Raw genomic sequence first — 19,475 nt, forward strand, 5'->3', positions numbered from 1 at the left:
GTCCGCTGCTCACCGAGCAGGGACCGGTGAGGCCTTCGACAGCGTCGCGAGCAGGTTCGCGTCGTGCGTCGTGCGCACGCGTCCGATGATGAGGTCGGTGGCGACGACGATTGCCGCCGTGCCGACGAGCGTGATGACCCAGATCCAGCCGGCGTCCCACGCGAGACCCGCCCAGGTGAGTCCGACCCACAAAGCGGCCGAGACGATGACGCCGATCGCCGGGATGAGCGCCGCGCCGTGCGTATGACGGTTCGGGAGAAGATACCGCCCCGCCAGACCGATGATCGCTCCGGCGAGCGTGATGAACAGCAGCTCCATCGCTACGCTCCGCCTCAGCCCACGAATCCGATACGGCGCGACTCTTCGGTGCCGACCTCGACATAGGCGATGCCCGTCGTCGGAATCAGGTAGACCTTGCCCTTGTCGTCGGTGAGCCGCAGGAAGCCGGTGCCGCTGGTCAGCGCAGCCGAGACCTGCTCTGCGATCTCGTCAGCGGTGTGCGTCGACTCGAAGCTGAGTTCGCGAGGAGCGTTGAGGATTCCGATGCGGATGTCCACGTGTGGTGCCTTTCGAATCTGACCGGCGGATGTGAGTTCAGACTACGACACTCGGCCTACGGCGCTGCGTCACGTTCTCTGTCGGCGGACGCCGGTACCGTTCTTGACATGGCGACACGAGGTTTCCGATCCCTTGCCCCACTGGGCACCGGCACCGGCGATCTTCGGCTCGACGATTCGCAGGCCGCCGTGCTCGCCCTCGGCGACGGCGAGTCGGCCGCCGTGCTGGGCGCCCCGGGAACGGGAAAGACCTCCACGCTCGTCGAGGCGCTGGCCGACCGCATCCTGGAACGCGGGTACGCGCCGGGCGAGGTGCTCGCCCTCACGGCATCGCGCACCTCCGCGACCCGGCTTCGCGATCGCATCGCCCTCCGGCTCGATGTGCCCACGAACGGCCCCCTCGCGCGCACGGCGACCTCGCTCGCGTTCCAGCTCGTCGGGAACCGTGCGAGGGCCGCCGCCGTCGAGCCGCCGCGACTGCTCACGGGCGGCGAGCAGGACCAGATCATCGCCGAGCTCCTCGCCGGGCACGTCGAAGACGGAGCAGGCCCGGCGTGGCCCGAACCACTGGTCGACGACGTCCGCGCCCTCCGCGGTTTCCGCACCGAGCTCCGCGAACTCATGGCACGCTGCGTCGAGCACGGCGTGAGCCCGGAGCAGCTCAGGCGGCTGGGGGGCGCGACCGGCCGCGACGAGTGGAGGGCCGCCGCGGATTTCATCGTCGAATACCAGCGCGTCGTCGACAGCTATCGCGGTAACTTCGTCGACTCGGCCGAGCTCCTCGCGGAGGCGGTCTCCGTCGTCGCCGCCGGCGGCGCGCTCGAGACGCTTCGGCTGATCTTCGTCGACGACCTCCAGGAGGCGACCGTCGCCACCCTCTCACTCCTGCGGGCCTTCGCCGCCCGTGGCGTCGACATCGTGGCGTTCGGCGACCCCGATGTCGCGTCGACCACGTTCCGAGGTGCCGAACCGTCCGCGATCGGGCGCCTGGAGGCGACGCTCGGCGTCCCGGTCGCCCGCCTCGTGCTCACCACGGCGCACCGTCAGCCACCGGCCCTGCGCGAACTGACGACGCGCGTAACGGAGCGCATCGGCACGGCGGCGGCCGGCATCCAGCGGCTGGCCGGGCCCGGGCGGCCGGAATCCGTGAAGCCCGCGATCGTCAGAATCGAGGCACCGTCCGCTCCTGCAGAGGCCGCTCGCCTCGCGCGACGTCTGCGCGAGCACCACCTGTTCGACGGCGTGCCGTGGAACGAGATGGCCGTCGTGGTGCGCTCCGGCGCTCTCGTCCCGGGGCTGGCGCGCGCGCTCGCGGTCGCCGAGGTGCCCACGCGAACGTCGGTCGCAGGGCGCGCGCTGCGCGACGAATTCGCCGCGAGGCAGCTCCTCACCCAGGTCGGCGTCGAGCTGGGCTCGATCGAGCTGACGGCGCCTGTCGCCACAGAACTCCTGCTCGGGCCCTTCGGAGGCCTCGACGGTGTGAGTCTGCGCCGGCTGCGACTGGCCCTGCGGCAGGAGGAGCTCGCGGGCGATGGCAACCGGCCCGGCGACGAACTCCTGGTCGAGGCGCTGGATGCTCCTGGACGCTTCGCCACCATCGATTCGGCACCGGCGCGAAGGGCGACCAGACTGGCGGAGACTCTCGCCGCCGGACGATCCCGAGCCGGAGACGGCGCCACGATCGAAGAGCTGCTCTGGCACGCCTGGGAGCGGAGCGGGCTCGCGCGGCGCTGGCTCGAGCAGTCGGAGCGCGCCGGGATCGTGGCCGACGAGGCGAACCGGCATCTCGACGGGGTCGTCGCGCTCTTCACGGCAGCACGGCGCTTCGTCGAGCGCTACCCGGAGAGCCCGGCCTCGGTCTTCGTCGAGGAACTGCTCGGGGCCGAGGTGCCCGAGGACACGCTGGCCGCGCAGACCAGTGCCGACGCGGTCCTCGTCGGAACCCCGAGCGCCACGATCGGAGCGGAATACGAGGTCGTGGCGATCGCCGGCCTTCAGGAGAGCGTCTGGCCGAACCTGCGGTTGCGCGGGTCGCTGCTCCACCCGCAGAAACTCGCCGACGCGGTTGCCGGGATCGAGTCGACGACGGTCGACGAACGAGCCCAGGTGATGGGGGACGAGCTGCGGATGTTCGCGCTCGCGGTGTCGCGTGCGCGCCGCCAGGTCATCCTCACGGCCACTGCGAACGACGAGGAGCAGCCGTCGCCTCTCCTCCGGCTCGCAGGCGAGCTGGCTGAAGACGACGACGACGATGCGACACATCCGCTCTCTCTCCGCGGTATGGTCGGCAGGCTCCGTCGCCGCGCCGTCACCAGCGGCTCGCCGGATGCCGTCGACGCGCTCGCGCGGCTTGCGGCTGCGGATGTTCCCGGCGCCGATCCGAGCGACTGGTACGGGCTGCGCGAGCCGTCGACGGAGGAACCCCTGGTCGACCTCTCAGACCCCGAGGCGCACGTGCGCGTCTCGCCGTCGAGGCTCGAGACGTTCGAGAAGTCGCCGCTGGCCTGGTTCGTGGACGCGATGGCGTCATCGCCGAGCGGTCTGGCCGCCGGCATCGGAACCGTGGTGCACGCGGTCATGGAACAGGTGACCACCGACGGTTCCGATGATGTGAGCGTCCAGCACATCTGGGCCGGCATCGAGGCGCGGTGGTCGGAGCTGCAGTTCGAGTCCCCGTGGCTCGAAGAGAAGGAGAAGCGGCGAACGCGCCGGCTCGCGGACGGACTCGCCGACTACCTGCGTGACTTCGACCGGGGAGGTGGGACACTGCTCGGATCCGAGGGCTCGTTCGAGCTTCCCGTCGGTCGCGCCATCGTCAGCGGAACCATCGACCGCATCGAGCGGACACCCGACGGGACCATTGTCATCGTCGACCTGAAGACCGGCAAGAACGTTCCGAGCGCTGCGAAGGTCGCCGAACACGCCCAGCTCGGCGCGTATCAGCTCGCACAGGAGGAGGGCGTCCTCGACGTGGCAGCGGGGCTGCCGTCCGGCGGCGCCAAGCTCGTCTACGTGGCGACCGGAGTGCGCGGCAGCAATTACCGTGAGGCCGTCCAGGGCCCGCCCGACGCACAGGCGCTCGACCGGCTGCGGGAGCGGGTCGCGGCAGCGGCCGACGGCATGGCGGCGAACACATTCCTCGGGGTGGTCAATCTCGACGAACGCGACCCGCACGCGCGCTTCGAGTACCGCATCCACCTCGTGCCGGCGGTGAGCGCGTGACCGAGGAGAACTTCGACGGGCTGCTCGAGTGGGAGGTCGACGATGCGCCGCTCGACCTCGTGGAGCGCGCGCTCGCCGAGGACGCCCGGTCACGCCGACGACTGAGTTCTGCCGAGATCGCAGAAGCGCTCGGCCTTCCCATCCCGACCCCGCAGCAGCAGGCTGTGATCGAGGCACCTCTCGCGCCCGCGATCGTCGTGGCAGGCGCCGGCAGCGGCAAGACAGAGACGATGGCCAACCGTGTCGTCTGGCTGCTCGCGAACGGCCACGTCAGGGTGCCCGAGATCCTTGGGCTCACGTTCACCCGCAAGGCGGCCGGTGAGCTGGCCCAGCGTATCCGCCGGCGCATCGACCAGCTCGTCGCCTCAGGGCTGGTGGAGCTCGACGCGGACCCGTTCGAAGCACCCAACGTCGCCACCTACAACGCGTTCGCCAATGCCATCTTCCGTGAGAACGCATTGCTCATCGGGCGCGAGCCGGAGTCGGCCGTGCTCAGCGAGGCGTCGGCGTGGCAGCTCGCACGCCGGCTCGTCGTCTCGAGCACCGATGAGCGGCTGGTCGAGCTCGAACGCAGCGTGGATGTCGTCACCAGCGCGGTGATCTCCCTGAGCCGTGCCCTCAGCGAGAACGTCGTCGAAGCAGGCGACGTCGAGTCGATGACGGCGAAGTTCGGTGCTGTCGCCGAGCTCCCGACCGGCAATGGGCGGGTCAAGGACATCTACGCGTCGGTCCGGGCGGCCATCGCGATGGTCGGATCGCTGCCGCCCCTCCTCGACCTCGCCGAGCGCTTCGCCGCTGAGAAGACGCGGCGGGGGTTCGTGGAGTACTCCGACCAGGTCGCGCTGGCCCTCCAGGTCTGCGATCGGCTTCCCTCGGTCATCGACGATTACCGGGAGCGCTACCGTGTGATCCTGCTCGACGAATACCAGGACACGTCGGTCGTGCAGACCCGGCTACTGTCGCAGCTCTTCGGCGGTCAGGCGGTGATGGCGGTCGGTGACCCGCACCAGTCGATCTACGGCTGGCGTGGCGCCAGCGCGGCCAACCTCGGGCGGTTCTCGCTCGACTTCACCGGCAACAGGCCGGGGATCGCCCGCGGAGGTGCGGCCGAGTACGCCCTCTCGACCTCGTGGCGCAATCCGACCCGTGTGCTCGATGCGGCCAACGTGCTCGTCGGCCCGCTGTCGGCGAGTTCGCCTGTGCACGTCCAGCGCCTCGAGGCCCGACCCGGCGCGGAGGCGGGGCGACTGGATGTGCGCTTCGAACAGACGGTCGCCGACGAAGCGGAGACGGTGGCGGAATGGCTCGCGGAGCGGATGACACGCCGTGACGACCACGGACGGCCGCCCAGTGCCGCGATGCTCTGCCGGTCGCTCAAGAAGATCGACGTCTTCACGGGCGCCCTCGACCGCCGAGGCGTGCCCTACCACGTGCTCGGCCTCGGCGGCCTGCTCGAGCAACCGGTGGTCGCCGACCTGCTGAGCGCTATGCGGGTGATGCACGATCCGACGGCCGGCTCCGAGCTCATCCGGGTGCTTGCCGGTGCGCGATGGAGTATCGCGCCCAAAGACATCGCCGTGCTGCGCTCCGTCGCTTCGTGGCTCGCCGCCCGCGATCACCGCTTCCGTGAACTCGACGCACCCGTTCGGGAGCGGCTCCGGCAGTCGGTCGCGGGCGAGGAGTCCGCGTCGCTCGTCGATGCCCTCGACTTCGTCGTCGAGGCGCCCGACTCCCACTCGCAGCTGACGGGATTCAGTCCGGAAGGCCTGACCCGGATGCGCGAGGCGGGTCGCCAGCTCGCCTACCTGCGGTCGCGCGCGGGCCTCGACCTCCTCGACCTCGTCACCCTCGTGCAACAGGAACTGATGCTCGACATCGAGGTCGCCGCGAACGAGACGGCGCAGCTCGGGCAGGCGAGCCTCGACGCATTCGCCGAACAGGTCGCCTCCTACCTGGCCAGCGACGACCAGGCGACCCTGGGATCGTTCCTGGCCTGGCTAGCCGAAGCGGAGCAGCGCGACAATCTTGCGCCCAGAAGCGAGGAGCCTGAGCCGGGCACGGTGCAGATCCTGACGATCCACGGCTCCAAGGGGCTGGAGTGGGACATCGTGGCTGTGCCACGGATGGTCGACGGGGAGCTTCCCGGCCCTCCCCGCAGCAAGAAGGGCTGGCTGGAATTCGGCGCGCTGCCGTTCGAGTTCCGCGGCGACGCGAGCGAGCTGCCGGTGCTCGGCTGGCGTTCGGCGCAGACACAGAAGGACTTCGACGAGGCCCTCGCGGTCTTCGAGGCGGAGAACGCTGGTCGTCACGCCGCTGAACAACGCCGGCTGGCCTACGTCGCTGTGACTCGCGCACGGGACGACCTGCTGCTCACCGGCTCGTACTGGTCGACACAGACGCGCCCCAGGGGACCCGGACTGTTCCTTCTCGAACTTCAGAGTGCCGGGCTCCTCGCCGACGACGCCTTCCCCGAGCTCGACGACGCCGACGAGAATCCGTACGCCCTCGCTACGAGGACTGTCTCCTGGCCCCTCGACCCGCTCGGAACACGTCGCTCGCGTGTCGTCCAGGCTGCCGAGGCGGTTCGCGACGCACAGGCGACGGGTGGAGGCCGGGGCGGCGTCTACGCAGACGACATCGACCTCCTGCTCGCCGAGCGGGCGAACCGGGCGGCGGGCGAACGTGTCGAGCTTCCTGCGCGCATCCCGGCGTCCCGCTTCAAGGACTACGTCACCGACCCGGTCGGCGTGGCCGCTGCGCTGAGGCGCCCGATGCCGGAGCGCCCGTACCGGCAGACACGACTCGGCACGCTCTTCCACGGGTGGGTGGAGCAGCGTTACGGCACCGTAGCGGGAACGTCGGACGTGATCGATGCCTCAGCGCTCGAACTCGACGACCCGGCGGGGGACGCCATCGGGGCCGAGCAGCTCGACGAACTGCAGCGGACATTCGCGGCCAGCGCGTGGGCCGATCGACGCCCGGACGAAGTCGAGATCGAGATCCACGTGGTGCTGGCCGGCCAGGTGCTCGTGTGCAAGCTGGACGCGGTTTACCGGGCGGACGACGGGATCCACGACTACCAGATCGTCGACTGGAAGACCGGCAAAGCGCCACGCGATGCCGACGACCTCGAACGCAAGCAGCTGCAGCTAGCGCTGTACAGGCTCGCCTTCGCACGCTGGAAGGGGATCGCACCGGAACGCATCGACGCAGTCTTCTACTTCGTCGCCGACGACGCGGTGGTCAGGCCCGAACGACTCTATTCAGAGGACGAGCTGCGGTCGCTCTGGTCGTCGGTCACCGGTTTCATGCCACCGGCGTGACCGTAGTCGTCGGCCGACCGGTCGCCAGGGGTGTTGTCGAGCATCGCTTCGACGTCGGAGATGGCCATGATCGGTCCGGTCGCCGTCGCAAGCGGATTGGCGGAATTGGTGTGGACCCGGTCGACGAGTCCGTCGAGCATCTCCACCGCGTCGTCGACGATCGCCTGGTTGCGAACCTCGCGACCATGCAGCAGCCAGCGCGCCACTTCGAGCTCCGCGTACAACATCGCGCGCTGGGTGAACTGCCGATCGGTGGTGACCTGACGTGCCGCCCCGTATGCGCCGAGTGCGCTCTCGGCAGCATCCGGATTCATTGCGAGCATCCAGTGCAGGTCACGTGCCGGGTCACCGACCCGGAGAGCTGACCAGCCGAGGACCGCGGAGATCGACTCTCCCTCGACGAGGAACGAGTCGGCGGTCATGGCGCCGTTGATCACCGTGGGCTGGAACTGCCACAGCGCGCTGTCGGCGGATGCGTCGCGCCACCGGTCGCGGAGCGCGCTCGGAAGTAGGCCGGTCGATGCAGCCGACTCGATCAGCGACGTCGTCGAAGTGTGGCATTCCGTCGCGCTCAGCACAGGCAGGCCGGCCTCGCCGACGAAAGCGGTCGGAAGGGTGTGGATGGCTGCGATGGCGTGGCCGATCGCGCCGGCCAGACCGTCGCCCGGGGGTACGTCATCCACGTCGATGTGGGCGCCGGAAAGGAAGTTGTAGACGATCGCGCGCGTTCCGCCTACCGGAGTCTGGCCCAGAAAGGTCGGGACGTCGAACGGAAGCCTGCTGCGGATTCCCGTGGTCAGCGCGCGGAGGGCGACGAGGTCGGCGCTCTGTTCGGACTCGGCCGTCTGCGACGTCGGAACCCGGATGATGCTCGTGCTGCCGTCGCGTCCGCTCAGGAGTGCGGAATCGAAGTCGCCCGCACCACCGGCAGTGTAGCTGCGGGTGCCGGACACCTCGAGCCCGGGAACAGCCGAGGTGGCCAGCGCGGCTAGAGTGAGATGGGATCTGGCCATAGCACCTAGGTTAAAGTGGACATCCGCGGGACCCGTTGATCGCCACGCCTTGCCAGCCGTTCGCGTCGAAAACGACAGCGATCAGAATTCGTGAGAGGACTCCGATGCCGCGCTCCGCCCTTCGCGACCTTCCCTTGTCGCGCGGAGCGGTCGACCGCGATCACGAAGCCAGGTCCCGACCGGCCCTCTTCGACGAGCTCTGGGACGAGCCGACCACCCGGATCCTTCCGATGTGGAAGGGCCGTGCGCTGGTGACCGCGGAGAGCATCCCTGCCGCGACTCCGGGGTCGGACGGCTGGGGCACCGGGCTGGATGGCGCATCCGCCGCCCTCGACCTTCTTCCCGTCGATCGGGTGACCTCCGCGCTCGTGCGGGTCTACCTCGGCCGCACCCTCGTCGCAACGCCCGACGTTCCGCTCGGTTCGGCGATCGTGCTGAGTGTCCTGACCGACGCCGCGGCGTCCGAGCTGGAGCCTGACGAGGCGCGATGGGCGAACCTGCGCACTGTCGGCACCTCACTCAGCGACCGCGACGCCGGCCTTTTCACCGAGGCCCTCGGGATCGCGAACTGGCATGCTTCGCACGCGAACTGCCCGCGCTGCGGCGATCCGACCGTCGTCGAAAAGGGCGGATGGGTCCGGCGGTGCCTGACGGACGAGGCGGAGATCTTCCCGCGCACGGACCCGGCCGTGATCGTCAGCGTCGTGGACCGCGACGACAGGCTGCTGCTCGGCTCGAACGCGATGTGGGAGAACAACCGGTACTCGACTTCTCGCCGGTTTCGTCGAGCCAGGGGAGTCCTTCGAGGCAGCCGTCGGACGGGAGATCTTCGAAGAGGCCGGCGTGCGTGTGGTCGATCCCGTGTACCTCGGATCGCAGCCGTGGCCGTTCCCCGCCTCGGTGATGGTCGGGTTCACGGCGCGGATCGCCGACGACCAGGATCCGGCAGCGCTCGAACCCGACGGTGAGGAGATCCTCGATCTCCGCTGGTTCACGCGCGAGGAGGTCTGGTCGAACTACGACATCGTCATCCTGCCCGGCCGCACGTCGATCGCCCGGGCGATCATCGAAGACTGGTACGGCGGCCCGCTCGACGAACCGCCGGCAGCGCGCGGGGAACGATGACGCCCGAGCAGGTGCTCGCCGGGCTCGACGACCAGCAGCGTGTTGCCGCCGAGGCTCTTCTCGGGCCGGTCTGCATCCTGGCGGGCGCCGGCACCGGCAAGACGCGGGCGATCACCCACCGCATCGCGTTCGGTGTCGCCACCGGCGCGTACGCACCCAACCGGGTGATGGCGCTCACCTTCACCAACCGCGCGGCATCCGAACTGCGAGGCAGACTTCGGCAGCTCGGCGCGGGAGGCGTCTCGGCGCGGACCTTCCACGCCTCGGCGCTCAGCCAGCTCAACTTCTTCTGGCCGCAGGTGGTCGGAGGTCAGCTGCCGTCGGTACTGGATGGCAAGGCCAGGCTTCTCGGTCACGCCGCCGAGCGCCTCCGGCTCAAACTCGACACGGCGACACTGCGGGACGTCGCCGCGGAGATCGAGTGGCGCAAGGTGTCGGGACTCAGCATCGACCAGTACGCCCACCGGATCGAGTCCCGTTCGCTGCCCGGCTCCCTGACGGCCGAACAGGTGCTCCTCGTTCAGCAGGCGTACGAGGACCTCAAGGACGAACGACGTCAGTTCGACTTCGAAGACGTGCTGCTCGCCTGCGCCGGGATGATCGAGAGCGAGCCGTCCGTGGCGATGCAGGTGCGGGAGCAGTACCGCTTCTTCGTCGTCGACGAGTACCAGGACGTCTCCCCACTCCAGCAGCAGCTCCTCGACCTGTGGCTCGGCGGCCGTCGAGATCTCTGCGTCGTCGGCGATGCGAGCCAGACCATCTACTCGTTCGCCGGCGCCCGCAGCGATTTCCTGCTGGATTTCGAACGCCGGTACGACGACGCGACGGTCGTGCGCCTCGAGCAGAACTACCGGTCGACCCCGGATGTTGTGGATGCCGCGAACAGGCTCATGCGCGGCCGGCCGGGCGCGCTCACCCTGCACGCCGCCACCGAGCACGGTGCCGGGGGCGTGAATCGTGCCGCCGCCGAGCCGGGAACGCCCGATCCGACGTCCTACGCGTCCGATCCGGCCGAAGCGCGCGGCGTCGCCCAGTCGATCGCCGCGCAGATCTCAGCGGGAAGTCGCCCCGAGGACATCGCGGTGCTCTACCGGGTGAATGTGCAGGCGGCGGCACTCGAGCGGGCTCTCGCCGATGCCGGCGTCAGCTACCAGATCAGGGGAGCGAAACGATTCTTCGACCTCCCCGAGGTGCGCCAGGCGGTGATGTCGCTGCGCGCCGCTTCGGTGTCGGTCACAGGCGAGCCGCTCTTCAAGTCGGTCAGCGACGTGCTGCGTTCGCTCGGCTGGAGCCAGGACGCGCCCGAAGCTCGCGGAGCGGTGCGCGATCGCTGGGAGTCCCTGAACGCGATCATGGGCCTGGTCGACCAGCAGCCCGCCGGCGCGACCTTCCGGGCCTTCACGGATGAGCTGATGGAGCGTCAGGCGGGCCAGCACGAGCCGACGGTCGCTGCGGTCACGCTCGCGACCCTGCACTCGGCGAAAGGCCTCGAGTGGGACTCGGTCTACCTCGTCGGGCTCAGCGAAGGCCTCGTACCGATCAGCTACGCGAAGACGTTCGAGCAGATCGACGAGGAGCGCAGGCTGTTGTACGTCGGGATCACCAGGGCCAGGCGACGGCTGCAGCTCAGCTGGGCCGAGGGCGGCCAGCAGCGCGGTCCGCGGCAGCCGTCTCGGTTCCTGGCAGAGCTCGGCACCCGCACTCCGCGTGCGGGAGTGCCCGGACGACGTCCGTAACGCCCGTCGCACCATTGTAACGGACGCTTGCGCCGGCGAACCGGCGCGAGCCCCTGATGAGCCGGGAGAGCAGCATCCGCGACGCGAGGGCCGCCACAGCAGTGCCCACCAGATCGGTCTCGAGCGCGGATGATCGGACCGACAACTGGCTGGCGAGCGCCGCCCAGGCCGGATCGCCGTCCATGCGATGTCGTTCCAGACAGGACAGGCATGGCCCCTGACCGGGTTCGACGAGCGGTCCGACAGAGACATTCCGGTCTCCGAAGACGACCGCGAGGTGCGGTATGTCGCGCCGGAGCCAGCGTGCGTGCCGCTCGGGCGCCACAGCGAAATGGGTGACGATGACCGCGGCCTCGACCCGGTCGATCTCGGCGATATCGCTGGTGACGGAGATGTCGGAACTCCGCAGGATGCTCCCGATCAGCCGCGCTGTGAAGCCGCTGCCGTCGAGTGCCACGCGACGACGGACCGGGGGAGACGACCGCGGCGGAGCGCGGAGGACCGGCCTGAGCCGGGCGAGGAGAGAATCGACGTCGACCGAGGCGCGAGCCGAACGCGCCAAGGCGAGGAGCCCGGCGCGGGTCACCCCGTGCTCGAGGGCTGCGAGGAGGCGCTCTTCGTCCGTGGTCACGTCGCGGAGTACCAGCAGGCACCGGTCGACACCGAACTGGAGATCGGTGGGCGTTCGCCACACGCGCGGGATTCGGGGATCGAGTGTGAAGGTCACACCTGCATCATTCCGCGCGCGGCATGTTCGCCGCAGAATCTCTCCACAAGCGCGGTGGAGCTAGGGCGATTGCGTCGCAATCGTGCGACCCCAGCGCCGAGCGAGCTGCGCTCGCGAGGGCCTACTCCTCGGTCGGACGCTCCGTATCGCCCCGGAGAAGGTCTTCCAACGCCTGGTCCACCGCGTCGTACTCCGGCTCCTCACCGCTCGCCTCGGCGGTGAGGCGTGCGACCAGCGCCGACGGGTCGTCGAGATCGGCCCCGGTGGGCATCAGGTCGGGATGCGACCACAGCCGGTCGCGTCCCTCGGCGCCGGCCGCCTCGCTCACCGCCTTCCACATCGCAGCGGCTTCGCGCAGGCGGCGCGGGCGGAGTTCGAGCCCGACGAGGGTCGCGAACGCCGACTCGGCGGGACCGCCAGAAGCGCGGCGCCTCCGCACCGTCTCGGCGATGGCGTCGGCCTTCGGAAGCAGCTTCGTCGCCTCCGCCGTGACCACGTCGACCCACCCTTCGACCAGCGCGAGCACGGTCTCGAGCCGGGCGAGCGCAGCCTGCTGCGCCTCGGTCTTCGGTGGGATCAGCGCACCGCTGACCATCGCCTCACGGAGTTCTTCCGGATTCGCGGGGTCGAAGCTCTCCGCGAGTTCTTCGAGCCGGCTCGTGTCGATCGTGATGCCTTTCGCGAACTCGGTGATCGAGGTGAGCAGCTGGAGGCGAAGCCATTTCGCGTGACGGAACAGGCGGGCGTGGGCGAGTTCGCGGACGGCCAGGTACAGCTGGACCTGGTCTTCGGGGATGTCGAGCCCGTCGCCGAACTCGGCGACGTTCTGCGGCAGGAGGGCCGCATGGCCGTCCTCGAGAAGGGGGATTCCGATGTCGCCGCCTGAGACGACCTCCTTCGCGAGCTGGCCGACGACCTGCCCGAGCTGCATCGCGAAGAGGGCGCCGCCGATCGAGCGCATGATCTGGCCGGCGTTCGCCAGCATCCCCTGCATCTCCTCCGGCGCCTGCTCTTTGAGCACCTGGGTGAGAGCGTCCGAAATGCTGAGCGCGACCGGCTCGGCGAGCTGGGTCCAGAGCGGCATGGTCTGGCGCGCCCACTCGACCCGTCCGATGAGCTGCGGCTGCGTGGTCAGTTCTGCGACGCTGGTGACTCCGTCGAGCCACAGCGCGGCGACGTGGAACGCCTGCTCGAGTGCCGCGCGCTCGGCGGGCTCTGTCGAACGCGCATCCGCTCCGGCGAGCGTCCGTGCCTGTTCGAGCGCGAGGTCCCAGTTGATGCCGTCGCCGTTGCTGCGGATGGCGTTCTGAAGCTGACCGAGCAGCTGTGCGATGCTGGCCGGGTCGTTGGGGAGTCCGGCCGCGCCCGCGAGCTGGCTCGGGTCGATCGACGAATTGCCGGACAGGAACTCGCGCAGCATGTCGCGGAATTCGTCGTCCTGGTCCTTGTCGGGATCATCGGCCATCGTCTCGCCTTTCGTATTGGCAACCTTTCAGCCGCAGAATCTACGCTAGCCCGTGATTCTTCGAAGCAGGATGGGAATTGGCCTAGGCTCAGGGGTTGGGTGTCCGCCCGTCGCGAACATCAGGAAGGCACAGGCGTGACACTCTTCACGGACGACGATCTCCGGCCCGAGCCCAGCACTCCGCCGGAGCGCATTCGGCCGAAGCGCAGCGTCATCGTCGGATGGTCGTTCGTGGGGGCGGCCCTCGTGCTGACCCTCGTGCTCGCGCTCGTGCCTGCTCCCTATGTGATCGAGCAGCCGGGTCCTGTCTTCAACACGCTCGGCACGGACCAGCCGGTCGGCAGCCCGCCGTCGAAGGACGCGAAGCCGCTCATCACCATCCCGAGCCAGACGACGTATCCGACGGCGGGGTCGCTCGACCTGCTCACTGTCTCGCTCGTCGGAAATCCGGACTCGCTCCCGAGCTGGATCGAGGTCGCCTCCGCCTGGTTCACCCCGAGCAAGGCCGTGCTGCCCGTCGACGACGTGTTCCCGCCGGGCACCACGACGCAGCAGAGCGACAAGGAGAACGCCCAGTTGATGGTCGACTCCCAGCAGGACGCGATCGCGGCCGCTCTCAACGACCTCGGGTACACCTATCCGCAGGAGGTCGTGGTCAAGCAGATCATCAAGGGTTCGCCGGCCGACGGTGTGCTCCGGGTCGGCGACGAGGTCATCACAGTAAACGGAGTGCACGTTCCCGGAGTGCAGACGCTCCGCGACCTGCTGAAGGCCAACGGCGCAGCAAAGCCGGCGAAGATCGGAATCGTCCGCGACGGGGTGGCGAGCACCGTCGAGATCACGCCGGAGAAGAGCGGCCCGACCGTCATCGTGGGCATCGGCGCCGGCATGCACTACACCTTCCCTTTCGACGTGATGATCCAGCTGAACAACGTCGGAGGTCCGAGCGCCGGACAGATGTTCGCGCTGGGCATCATCGACAAGCTCTCGCCCGGAAAGCTCAACGGCGGCGAGCATGTCGCCGGCACCGGAACGATCGACAACGAGGGGAACGTCGGCCCGATCGGCGGGATCCGACAGAAGATGTACGCGGCCAAGGACGCGGGAAACAGCTGGTTCCTGGCACCGCAGTCCAACTGCGACGAGGTGACCGGTCACATCCCGTCCGGCCTCAAGGTCTTCGCGGTGAAGACGCTGGACGACTCGCTGGCCGTGATGAAGGCGCTCACGTCTCACGCGAGCACGACGGGCCTCCCCACCTGCCCGGCATCGTAGCCCGTTCGTAGCCCCTTCATAGCCGTTCCACAGTCGTCGCGAGGCGCAGCTTTCTCCAAGCGTCCCGCGCCTAGGATGGGTTTCTGACCTTTCAACGCAGAGCAAGAGGGCCGCACGTGAGTTCAACAGCAGCAGGGCGACCGGCAGGGCGCCGACGGGCAGCGATCTGGATCACGCTGGGGGTGGTCGTAGCCCTCATCATCGCGTTCTTCGTGTTCGCCGGGCTGTACGCCGACATCCTCTGGTACCAGCAGCTGGGGTATCTCAACGTCCTGACGACGCAGTGGCTGGCCGCAGCGGTCCTCTTCTTCATCGGCTTCCTCGGAATGGCCGTGCCGCTCTGGCTGTCGATACAGCTCGCATACCGGCTCCGCCCGGTGTACGCGAAGCTGAACACCCAGCTCGACCGCTATCAGCAGGTGATCGAGCCGCTGCGCCGACTGGCGATGTACGGAATCCCGATCGTCTTCGGCATCTTCGCCGGTGTATCGACGGGCAGCCGCTGGCAGACCGCGCTCATGTGGGTCAACAGCACGCCGTCGGGCAAGACCGATCCACAGTTCCACCTTGACATCTCGTTCTACCTCTTCGACCTGCCGTTCTATCGCGGCCTCGTCGGCTTCGCCTCGGCCGTCGTCATCATCTCGCTCTTCGCGACGCTGGCGACCTGCTACCTCTACGGCTCACTCCGGATCAGCGGACGCGAGGTTCGGATCTCGAAGGCCGCGCGCGTCCAGATCTCGGTCATCGCGGCACTCTATCTGCTGCTCCAGGGCGTGAGCATCTGGCTCGACCGTTATGCGACGGTGACAGACTCGAACGTCAATGACATGGTCAACGGTGCCGCCTACACCGATGTCAATGCGACGATCCCCGGTCGGGCAATCCTCGCCGGGATCTCGATCTTCGTCGCGGCGCTCTTCATCGTGACAGCGTTCATCGGGCGCTGGCGCTTCCCGCTGGTCGGCACGGCCCTCCTCATCATCGCCGCGCTGGTGGTGGGTGCGATCTACCCGTGGATCGTGCAGAGGTTCCAGGTCGACCCGAGCCAGAAGACGCTCGAGACTCCATATATCCAACGGAGCATAGACAGCACGCGCGACGCGTACGGGTTGTCGAACATCGACGTGATCCCCTACAACGCCAAGACGACGGCCGAGCAGGGGCAGTTGCGCGAAGACGCACAGACCACGGCACAGATCCGCATCATCGACCCTGCCCAGGTGAGCCCGTCGTTCCGTCAGCTCGAGCAGTTCCGTCAGTACTACGCCTTCCCTGACAACCTCGCGGTCGACCGGTACACGATCGACGGCAAAGAGCAGGATGCGGTGGTCGCGGTTCGTGAACTCCAGCAGTCCGGTCTGGGGTCGGCGCAGAACTGGTACAACGACACGATCGTCTACACCCACGGGTACGGCGTCGTCGCCGCCTACGGCAACCAGCGATCGACCGACGGCCAGCCCGTGTTCCTCGAGTCGGGCATCCCGACCACCGGCTCCCTCGGCGCCTACGAGCCTCGCATCTACTTCGGACAGCAGTCGCCCAAGTACTCGATCGTCGGAGGCACGACCAGCCAGAAATCAGTCGAACTCGACTATCCGGGCGGCGCCGACAACGCCCAGCAGACGTACACCACGTTCACCGGCAATGGCGGACCGAAGCTCGACAACATCTTCAAGCGGCTGATCTACGCACTCAAGTTCCAGGACGAGCAGATCGTCCTCTCCGATGCCGTCAACAGCAACTCGCAGATCCTCTACGACCGCGATCCGATCCAGCGCGTGCAGAAGCTCGCGCCATACCTGACCCTCGACTCGCAGGCCTATCCGGCGGTCATCGACGGCCGCGTCAAATGGATCATCGACGGGTACACGACGAGCGACCAGTACCCCTACTCGCACGTGGGCAGCCTGAGTGACGCGATCGCCGACACGGAGACCCCGAAGCCCGCGTACCCGTTCGACAACATCAACTACATCCGCAACTCGGTCAAGGCGACCGTCGATGCGTACGACGGCAAGGTCACGCTCTACGCGTGGGACTCCACCGATCCGATCCTGAAGACGTGGGAGAAGATCTTCCCGACCACGGTCAAGCCGATGGCCGACATGAGTGCCGCGCTCCTGAGCCACGTGCGCTACCCGGCCGACCTGTTCAAGGTCCAGCGCTCGGTGCTCGGCCAGTACCACGTGACGGACGCGGGTTCGTTCTACTCCCGAGACGACGCGTGGACGACGCCCAACGACCCGGTGTCGCCCGCGAGCAACCCCACGCTGCAGCCCCCGTACTATCTGACGATGCAGATGCCCGGTCAGACCGCGCCCTCGTTCTCGCTGTACTCCACCTTCGTGCCCTTGGCGACCACGGAATCGAGCAGGTCTGTGCTCAAGGGCTATCTGGCGGTCGATGCGGACGCGGGCGATACCAAGGGCCAGAAGGCCTCTGGTTACGGCAAACTCAGGCTGCTCACACTGCCGTCGAGCGATACCGTTCCAGGTCCGGGCCAGGTCCAGAACAACTTCAACTCCGACCCGGGCGTCTCGCAACAGCTGAACCTGTTGCGGCAGGGAAAGACTGACGTCATCAGCGGCAACCTGCTGACCCTTCCGGTCGGCGGGGGACTGCTGTATGTCCAGCCGGTCTACGTGAAGTCGACCGGTGAGACGAGCTACCCGCTCCTGCAGAAGGTGCTGGTCGCGTTCGGCGACAAGATCGCCTTCCAGGACACCCTCGACGGAGCGCTCGACGTGCTCTTCGGAGGCAATTCGGGCGCGACAGCGGGCGATACCAATGCAGGTGGCGGAGGCGGTACCGGCACGACGACGTCACCCGGCGGCACCGGTACGACCGGCAATGCCGCCCTCGAGGCTGCTCTCGTGGACGCACGCCAGGCGCTGCTCGATCGTGATGCGGCGCTGAAGGCAGGGGACTGGGCAGCCTACGGAATCGCGGACGCCAACCTCAAGAAGGCCGTCGCGCAGGCGCTCGCTGCGGAGGCGCAGGCGACGCCGAGCCCGACGACGACGCCGACCCCGTCGCCGACGCCGTCGAAGTAGAGATCGAACGAAGCAGTTGGGGTGTGGCCGTAAGGCTGCACCCCAACTTTCGTTCATCGCCTGTACAAAGTCGTTCCAGCGATCCGAGCGCCGATCGGACCCGTCTGGACTTCTCAACGACGAAGAATATCCCAGCAAACCCCGTCGTTCCGGGGATTTCGCGGACATCTCGCATGTTCAGCACAACGCGCTCGAAGAAATGCTTGCAAAAACTTTAGTTGTCGACTTTACTAACAAACATGCAGCTGGTCGACCAAGGACAGCGTTCGGCGCTGAACGAGACGGGTCCCATTCCTCTGGATCGGGGGATGGCTCCCGGGCGAGCCCTCCGCCCGAAGACCAAGGTGCTTCCGGAACACGCGCGCACCCACAACCGTTCCCTGGTGCTTCAGACGCTGTACCGGTCCGGCCAGGTGAGCCGTGCCGACATCGCCCGTGAGACAGGACTGACGCGTGTCACGATCTCCGATCTGGTCGCCGGGCTGATAGCCGACGGGCTGGTCGTCGAACTCGGTCAGCGCGACGACGCCCGGCCCGGAAAGCCCGCAGTCCTCCTCGACATGAATCGCGCCGCGACGCAGATCATCGGCGTCGATCTCAGCGAGCATGCGGTGTTCCGCGGAGCCGTCCTCGACATCGACGGGGTGATTCTGGCGAGCGCCGAGGTACCGCTCGCCGGAAGCCGCGGCGATGAGGCGACTCGGAAGGTGCTCGACCTGGTCGACCGTCTCGTCGCGCTCGCGACGGCTCCGGTCCTTGGAATCGGTATCGGGTCTCCTGGCATCGTCGACCCGAGCGGTGTCGTGATCGCCGCGCCCAACCTGGGCTGGTCCGAGCTCGAACTTCAGCGCATCGTCGGGGAGCGCACGTCGCTCCCGGTCCACGTCGCCAACGATGCCAACGTCGCTGTCCTGGCCGAGCACGGCTTCGGTAACGCCGACGGCGACATGATGCTGGTCAAAGTGGGTCATGGTGTCGGATCGGGGCTGCTCGTCGCGGGTGCGCTCGTGTTCGGCAGCCGCTTCGCCGCGGGCGAGATCGGCCAGGTCATGGTCGGGACCGACGACGGAGCGGAAGCCCCCTATGACCGGGAGAAGTGCCTGGAAGCGTGGCTCGCCGTTCCCCGTCTCGAGTCGCGGGTCGCTGCGGCGGCGATCGCTGGGGAGCCCGTTGCACCCGTGCTTCGGGAGGCGGGACAGCGGCTGGGGGTCGCACTCGCACCCATCATCGGCGCTCTGAACCTCTCCGAGGTCGTTCTCAGTGGGCCGACCGAACTCCTCGACGGACCTCTGATCGAGGCGGTCGGGGAGACGATCAGAAATCGGACGATGGCAGGCTTTCACTCGGATGCGACGCTCCGGATGACGGATCTCGGCCGGGACATCGTCGTGCGCGGGTCGGCGGTCATGGTCCTCTCAGGGCAGCTTGGAGTCTCCTGATGACTTTGCTCCTCGGCTCCCCGGAATCTCGCACCCGACCTGACCGGTTCGCTCCGAGCGACGGCCGTGGTCCCGAACTCGCCCGATCGTTCGCGTACACTCCCGAAGCCGGCCGTATGTTCTCCGCCTTCCGGGGCCGCAGCACGATCGTCCGTCTCGACACGGTCGACAACGACGTGCTGGGGGTGGCGCGCTGGGTGCCGTTCGCCGAGGTGTGGGGCCGGCCCGGTTCGTCGGCGACCCCGCAGTGGCACGACAACCCTGTCATCCAGGTGGGCGAGGACGACGACCCGCGACTGGTGCTCGCCACCGGCACGCCCGTGGTGCTCTTCGGCGTAGACAACCATCGCCACGCGTACGCGCGCGCAGTGATCGATCATGTGCGATCGAACTGCCGAACGGTCCTGGTCGTCGACATGGGCGTGGCACTCCAGGATCTCGTCTACGCGGATGTCGCCACCTTCGGGCACGACCCGGCTCGGGGAGCCGCGCTCGTCGATCTGCTGACGAGCGATCTTCTCGCGGCGTGAACCCGCG

General features: G+C 68.1%; 12 protein-coding genes and 1 pseudogene. 8 read left to right on the forward strand and 5 right to left on the reverse strand.

The genetic code is table 11. The features are described from left to right. Nucleotides 1-9 precede the first annotated feature (9 nt). Both AAYO93_RS06080 and AAYO93_RS06085 read right to left on the reverse strand, forming a co-directional pair. A complete protein-coding gene (locus AAYO93_RS06080) occupies nt 10-318 on the reverse strand; it encodes a hypothetical protein (protein WP_345764108.1) in 309 nt (102 codons plus the stop codon). Nucleotides 319-332: 14 nt separating this feature from the next. Continuing rightward, a complete protein-coding gene (locus AAYO93_RS06085; RefSeq protein ID WP_345764109.1) occupies nt 333-557 on the reverse strand; it encodes a DUF3107 domain-containing protein in 225 nt (74 codons plus the stop codon). 108 nt (nt 558-665) lie between these two features. On the opposite strand from AAYO93_RS06085, the gene AAYO93_RS06090 reads away from it, so the two are divergent. Then, nucleotides 666-3,779, forward strand: coding sequence for an ATP-dependent helicase (locus AAYO93_RS06090; RefSeq protein ID WP_345764110.1), 3,114 nt, complete (start codon nt 666-668; stop codon nt 3,777-3,779). Then, nucleotides 3,776-7,102, forward strand: a complete 3,327-nt coding sequence (locus AAYO93_RS06095; RefSeq protein ID WP_434056671.1) for a UvrD-helicase domain-containing protein — start codon at nt 3,776-3,778, stop codon at nt 7,100-7,102. The genes AAYO93_RS06090 and AAYO93_RS06095 overlap by 4 nt, the downstream gene beginning before the upstream one ends. Here AAYO93_RS06095 and AAYO93_RS06100 read toward each other — a convergent pair. Next, a complete protein-coding gene (locus AAYO93_RS06100) occupies nt 7,039-8,115 on the reverse strand; it encodes a phosphotransferase (protein ID WP_345764111.1) in 1,077 nt (358 codons plus the stop codon). The two genes, AAYO93_RS06095 and AAYO93_RS06100, sit on opposite strands and share 64 nt — an antisense overlap. A gap of 104 nt (nt 8,116-8,219) precedes the next feature. On the opposite strand from AAYO93_RS06100, the pseudogene nudC reads away from it, so the two are divergent. Further along, a pseudogene (nudC, locus tag AAYO93_RS06105) lies at nt 8,220-9,240 on the forward strand (NAD(+) diphosphatase). Next, on the forward strand, nt 9,237-10,976 hold the full coding sequence (locus AAYO93_RS06110) for an ATP-dependent helicase (RefSeq protein WP_345764112.1): 1,740 nt from the start codon (nt 9,237-9,239) through the stop codon (nt 10,974-10,976). The pseudogene nudC and the gene AAYO93_RS06110 overlap by 4 nt, the downstream one beginning before the upstream one ends. On the opposite strand, the gene AAYO93_RS06115 is transcribed toward AAYO93_RS06110, so the two are convergent. Then, a complete protein-coding gene (locus AAYO93_RS06115) occupies nt 10,867-11,703 on the reverse strand; it encodes a TOMM precursor leader peptide-binding protein (protein ID WP_345764113.1) in 837 nt (278 codons plus the stop codon). The genes AAYO93_RS06110 and AAYO93_RS06115 overlap by 110 nt on opposite strands. Before the next feature lie 121 nt (nt 11,704-11,824). Beyond that, on the reverse strand, nt 11,825-13,168 hold the full coding sequence (locus AAYO93_RS06120; RefSeq protein ID WP_345764114.1) for a zinc-dependent metalloprotease: 1,344 nt from the start codon (nt 13,166-13,168) through the stop codon (nt 11,825-11,827). 135 nt (nt 13,169-13,303) lie between these two features. Here AAYO93_RS06120 and AAYO93_RS06125 point away from each other — a divergent pair, with 135 nt between their 5' ends. From AAYO93_RS06125 to AAYO93_RS06140, 4 genes are all read left to right on the forward strand, one after another. Next, the gene (locus tag AAYO93_RS06125; RefSeq protein WP_345764115.1) at nt 13,304-14,443 is read left to right on the forward strand and encodes a YlbL family protein; all 1,140 of its coding nucleotides are present in this window, start codon (nt 13,304-13,306) and stop codon (nt 14,441-14,443) included. A 116-nt stretch (nt 14,444-14,559) separates the two neighbouring features. Continuing rightward, entirely contained in the window at nt 14,560-17,499 is a 2,940-nt protein-coding gene (locus AAYO93_RS06130; RefSeq protein WP_345764116.1) for a UPF0182 family membrane protein, read from the forward strand. Nucleotides 17,500-17,807: 308 nt separating this feature from the next. Continuing rightward, a complete protein-coding gene (locus tag AAYO93_RS06135) occupies nt 17,808-18,938 on the forward strand; it encodes an ROK family transcriptional regulator (protein WP_345764828.1) in 1,131 nt (376 codons plus the stop codon). After that, nucleotides 18,938-19,468, forward strand: a complete 531-nt coding sequence (locus AAYO93_RS06140; RefSeq protein WP_345764117.1) for a hypothetical protein — start codon at nt 18,938-18,940, stop codon at nt 19,466-19,468. Before AAYO93_RS06135 ends, AAYO93_RS06140 begins: the two co-directional genes overlap by 1 nt. Nucleotides 19,469-19,475 lie beyond the last annotated feature (7 nt).

Origin of the sequence: Diaminobutyricibacter sp. McL0608 (assembly GCF_039613825.1) — a bacterium.
Classification (GTDB): Bacteria; Actinomycetota; Actinomycetes; order Actinomycetales; family Microbacteriaceae; genus Diaminobutyricibacter.

Bases quoted from the DNA above. Each gene is read 5' to 3' on its own strand.
- AAYO93_RS06080 (WP_345764108.1), bottom strand. From the start codon at position 318: ATGGAGCTGCTGTTCATCACGCTCGCCGGAGCGATCATCGGTCTGGCG.
- AAYO93_RS06110 (WP_345764112.1), top strand. From the start codon at position 9,237: ATGACGCCCGAGCAGGTGCTCGCCGGGCTCGACGACCAGCAGCGTGTT.
- AAYO93_RS06090 (WP_345764110.1), top strand. From the start codon at position 666: ATGGCGACACGAGGTTTCCGATCCCTTGCCCCACTGGGCACCGGCACC.
- AAYO93_RS06100 (WP_345764111.1), bottom strand. From the start codon at position 8,115: ATGGCCAGATCCCATCTCACTCTAGCCGCGCTGGCCACCTCGGCTGTT.
- AAYO93_RS06120 (WP_345764114.1), bottom strand. From the start codon at position 13,168: ATGGCCGATGATCCCGACAAGGACCAGGACGACGAATTCCGCGACATG.
- AAYO93_RS06135 (WP_345764828.1), top strand. From the start codon at position 17,808: ATGGCTCCCGGGCGAGCCCTCCGCCCGAAGACCAAGGTGCTTCCGGAA.
- AAYO93_RS06140 (WP_345764117.1), top strand. From the start codon at position 18,938: ATGACTTTGCTCCTCGGCTCCCCGGAATCTCGCACCCGACCTGACCGG.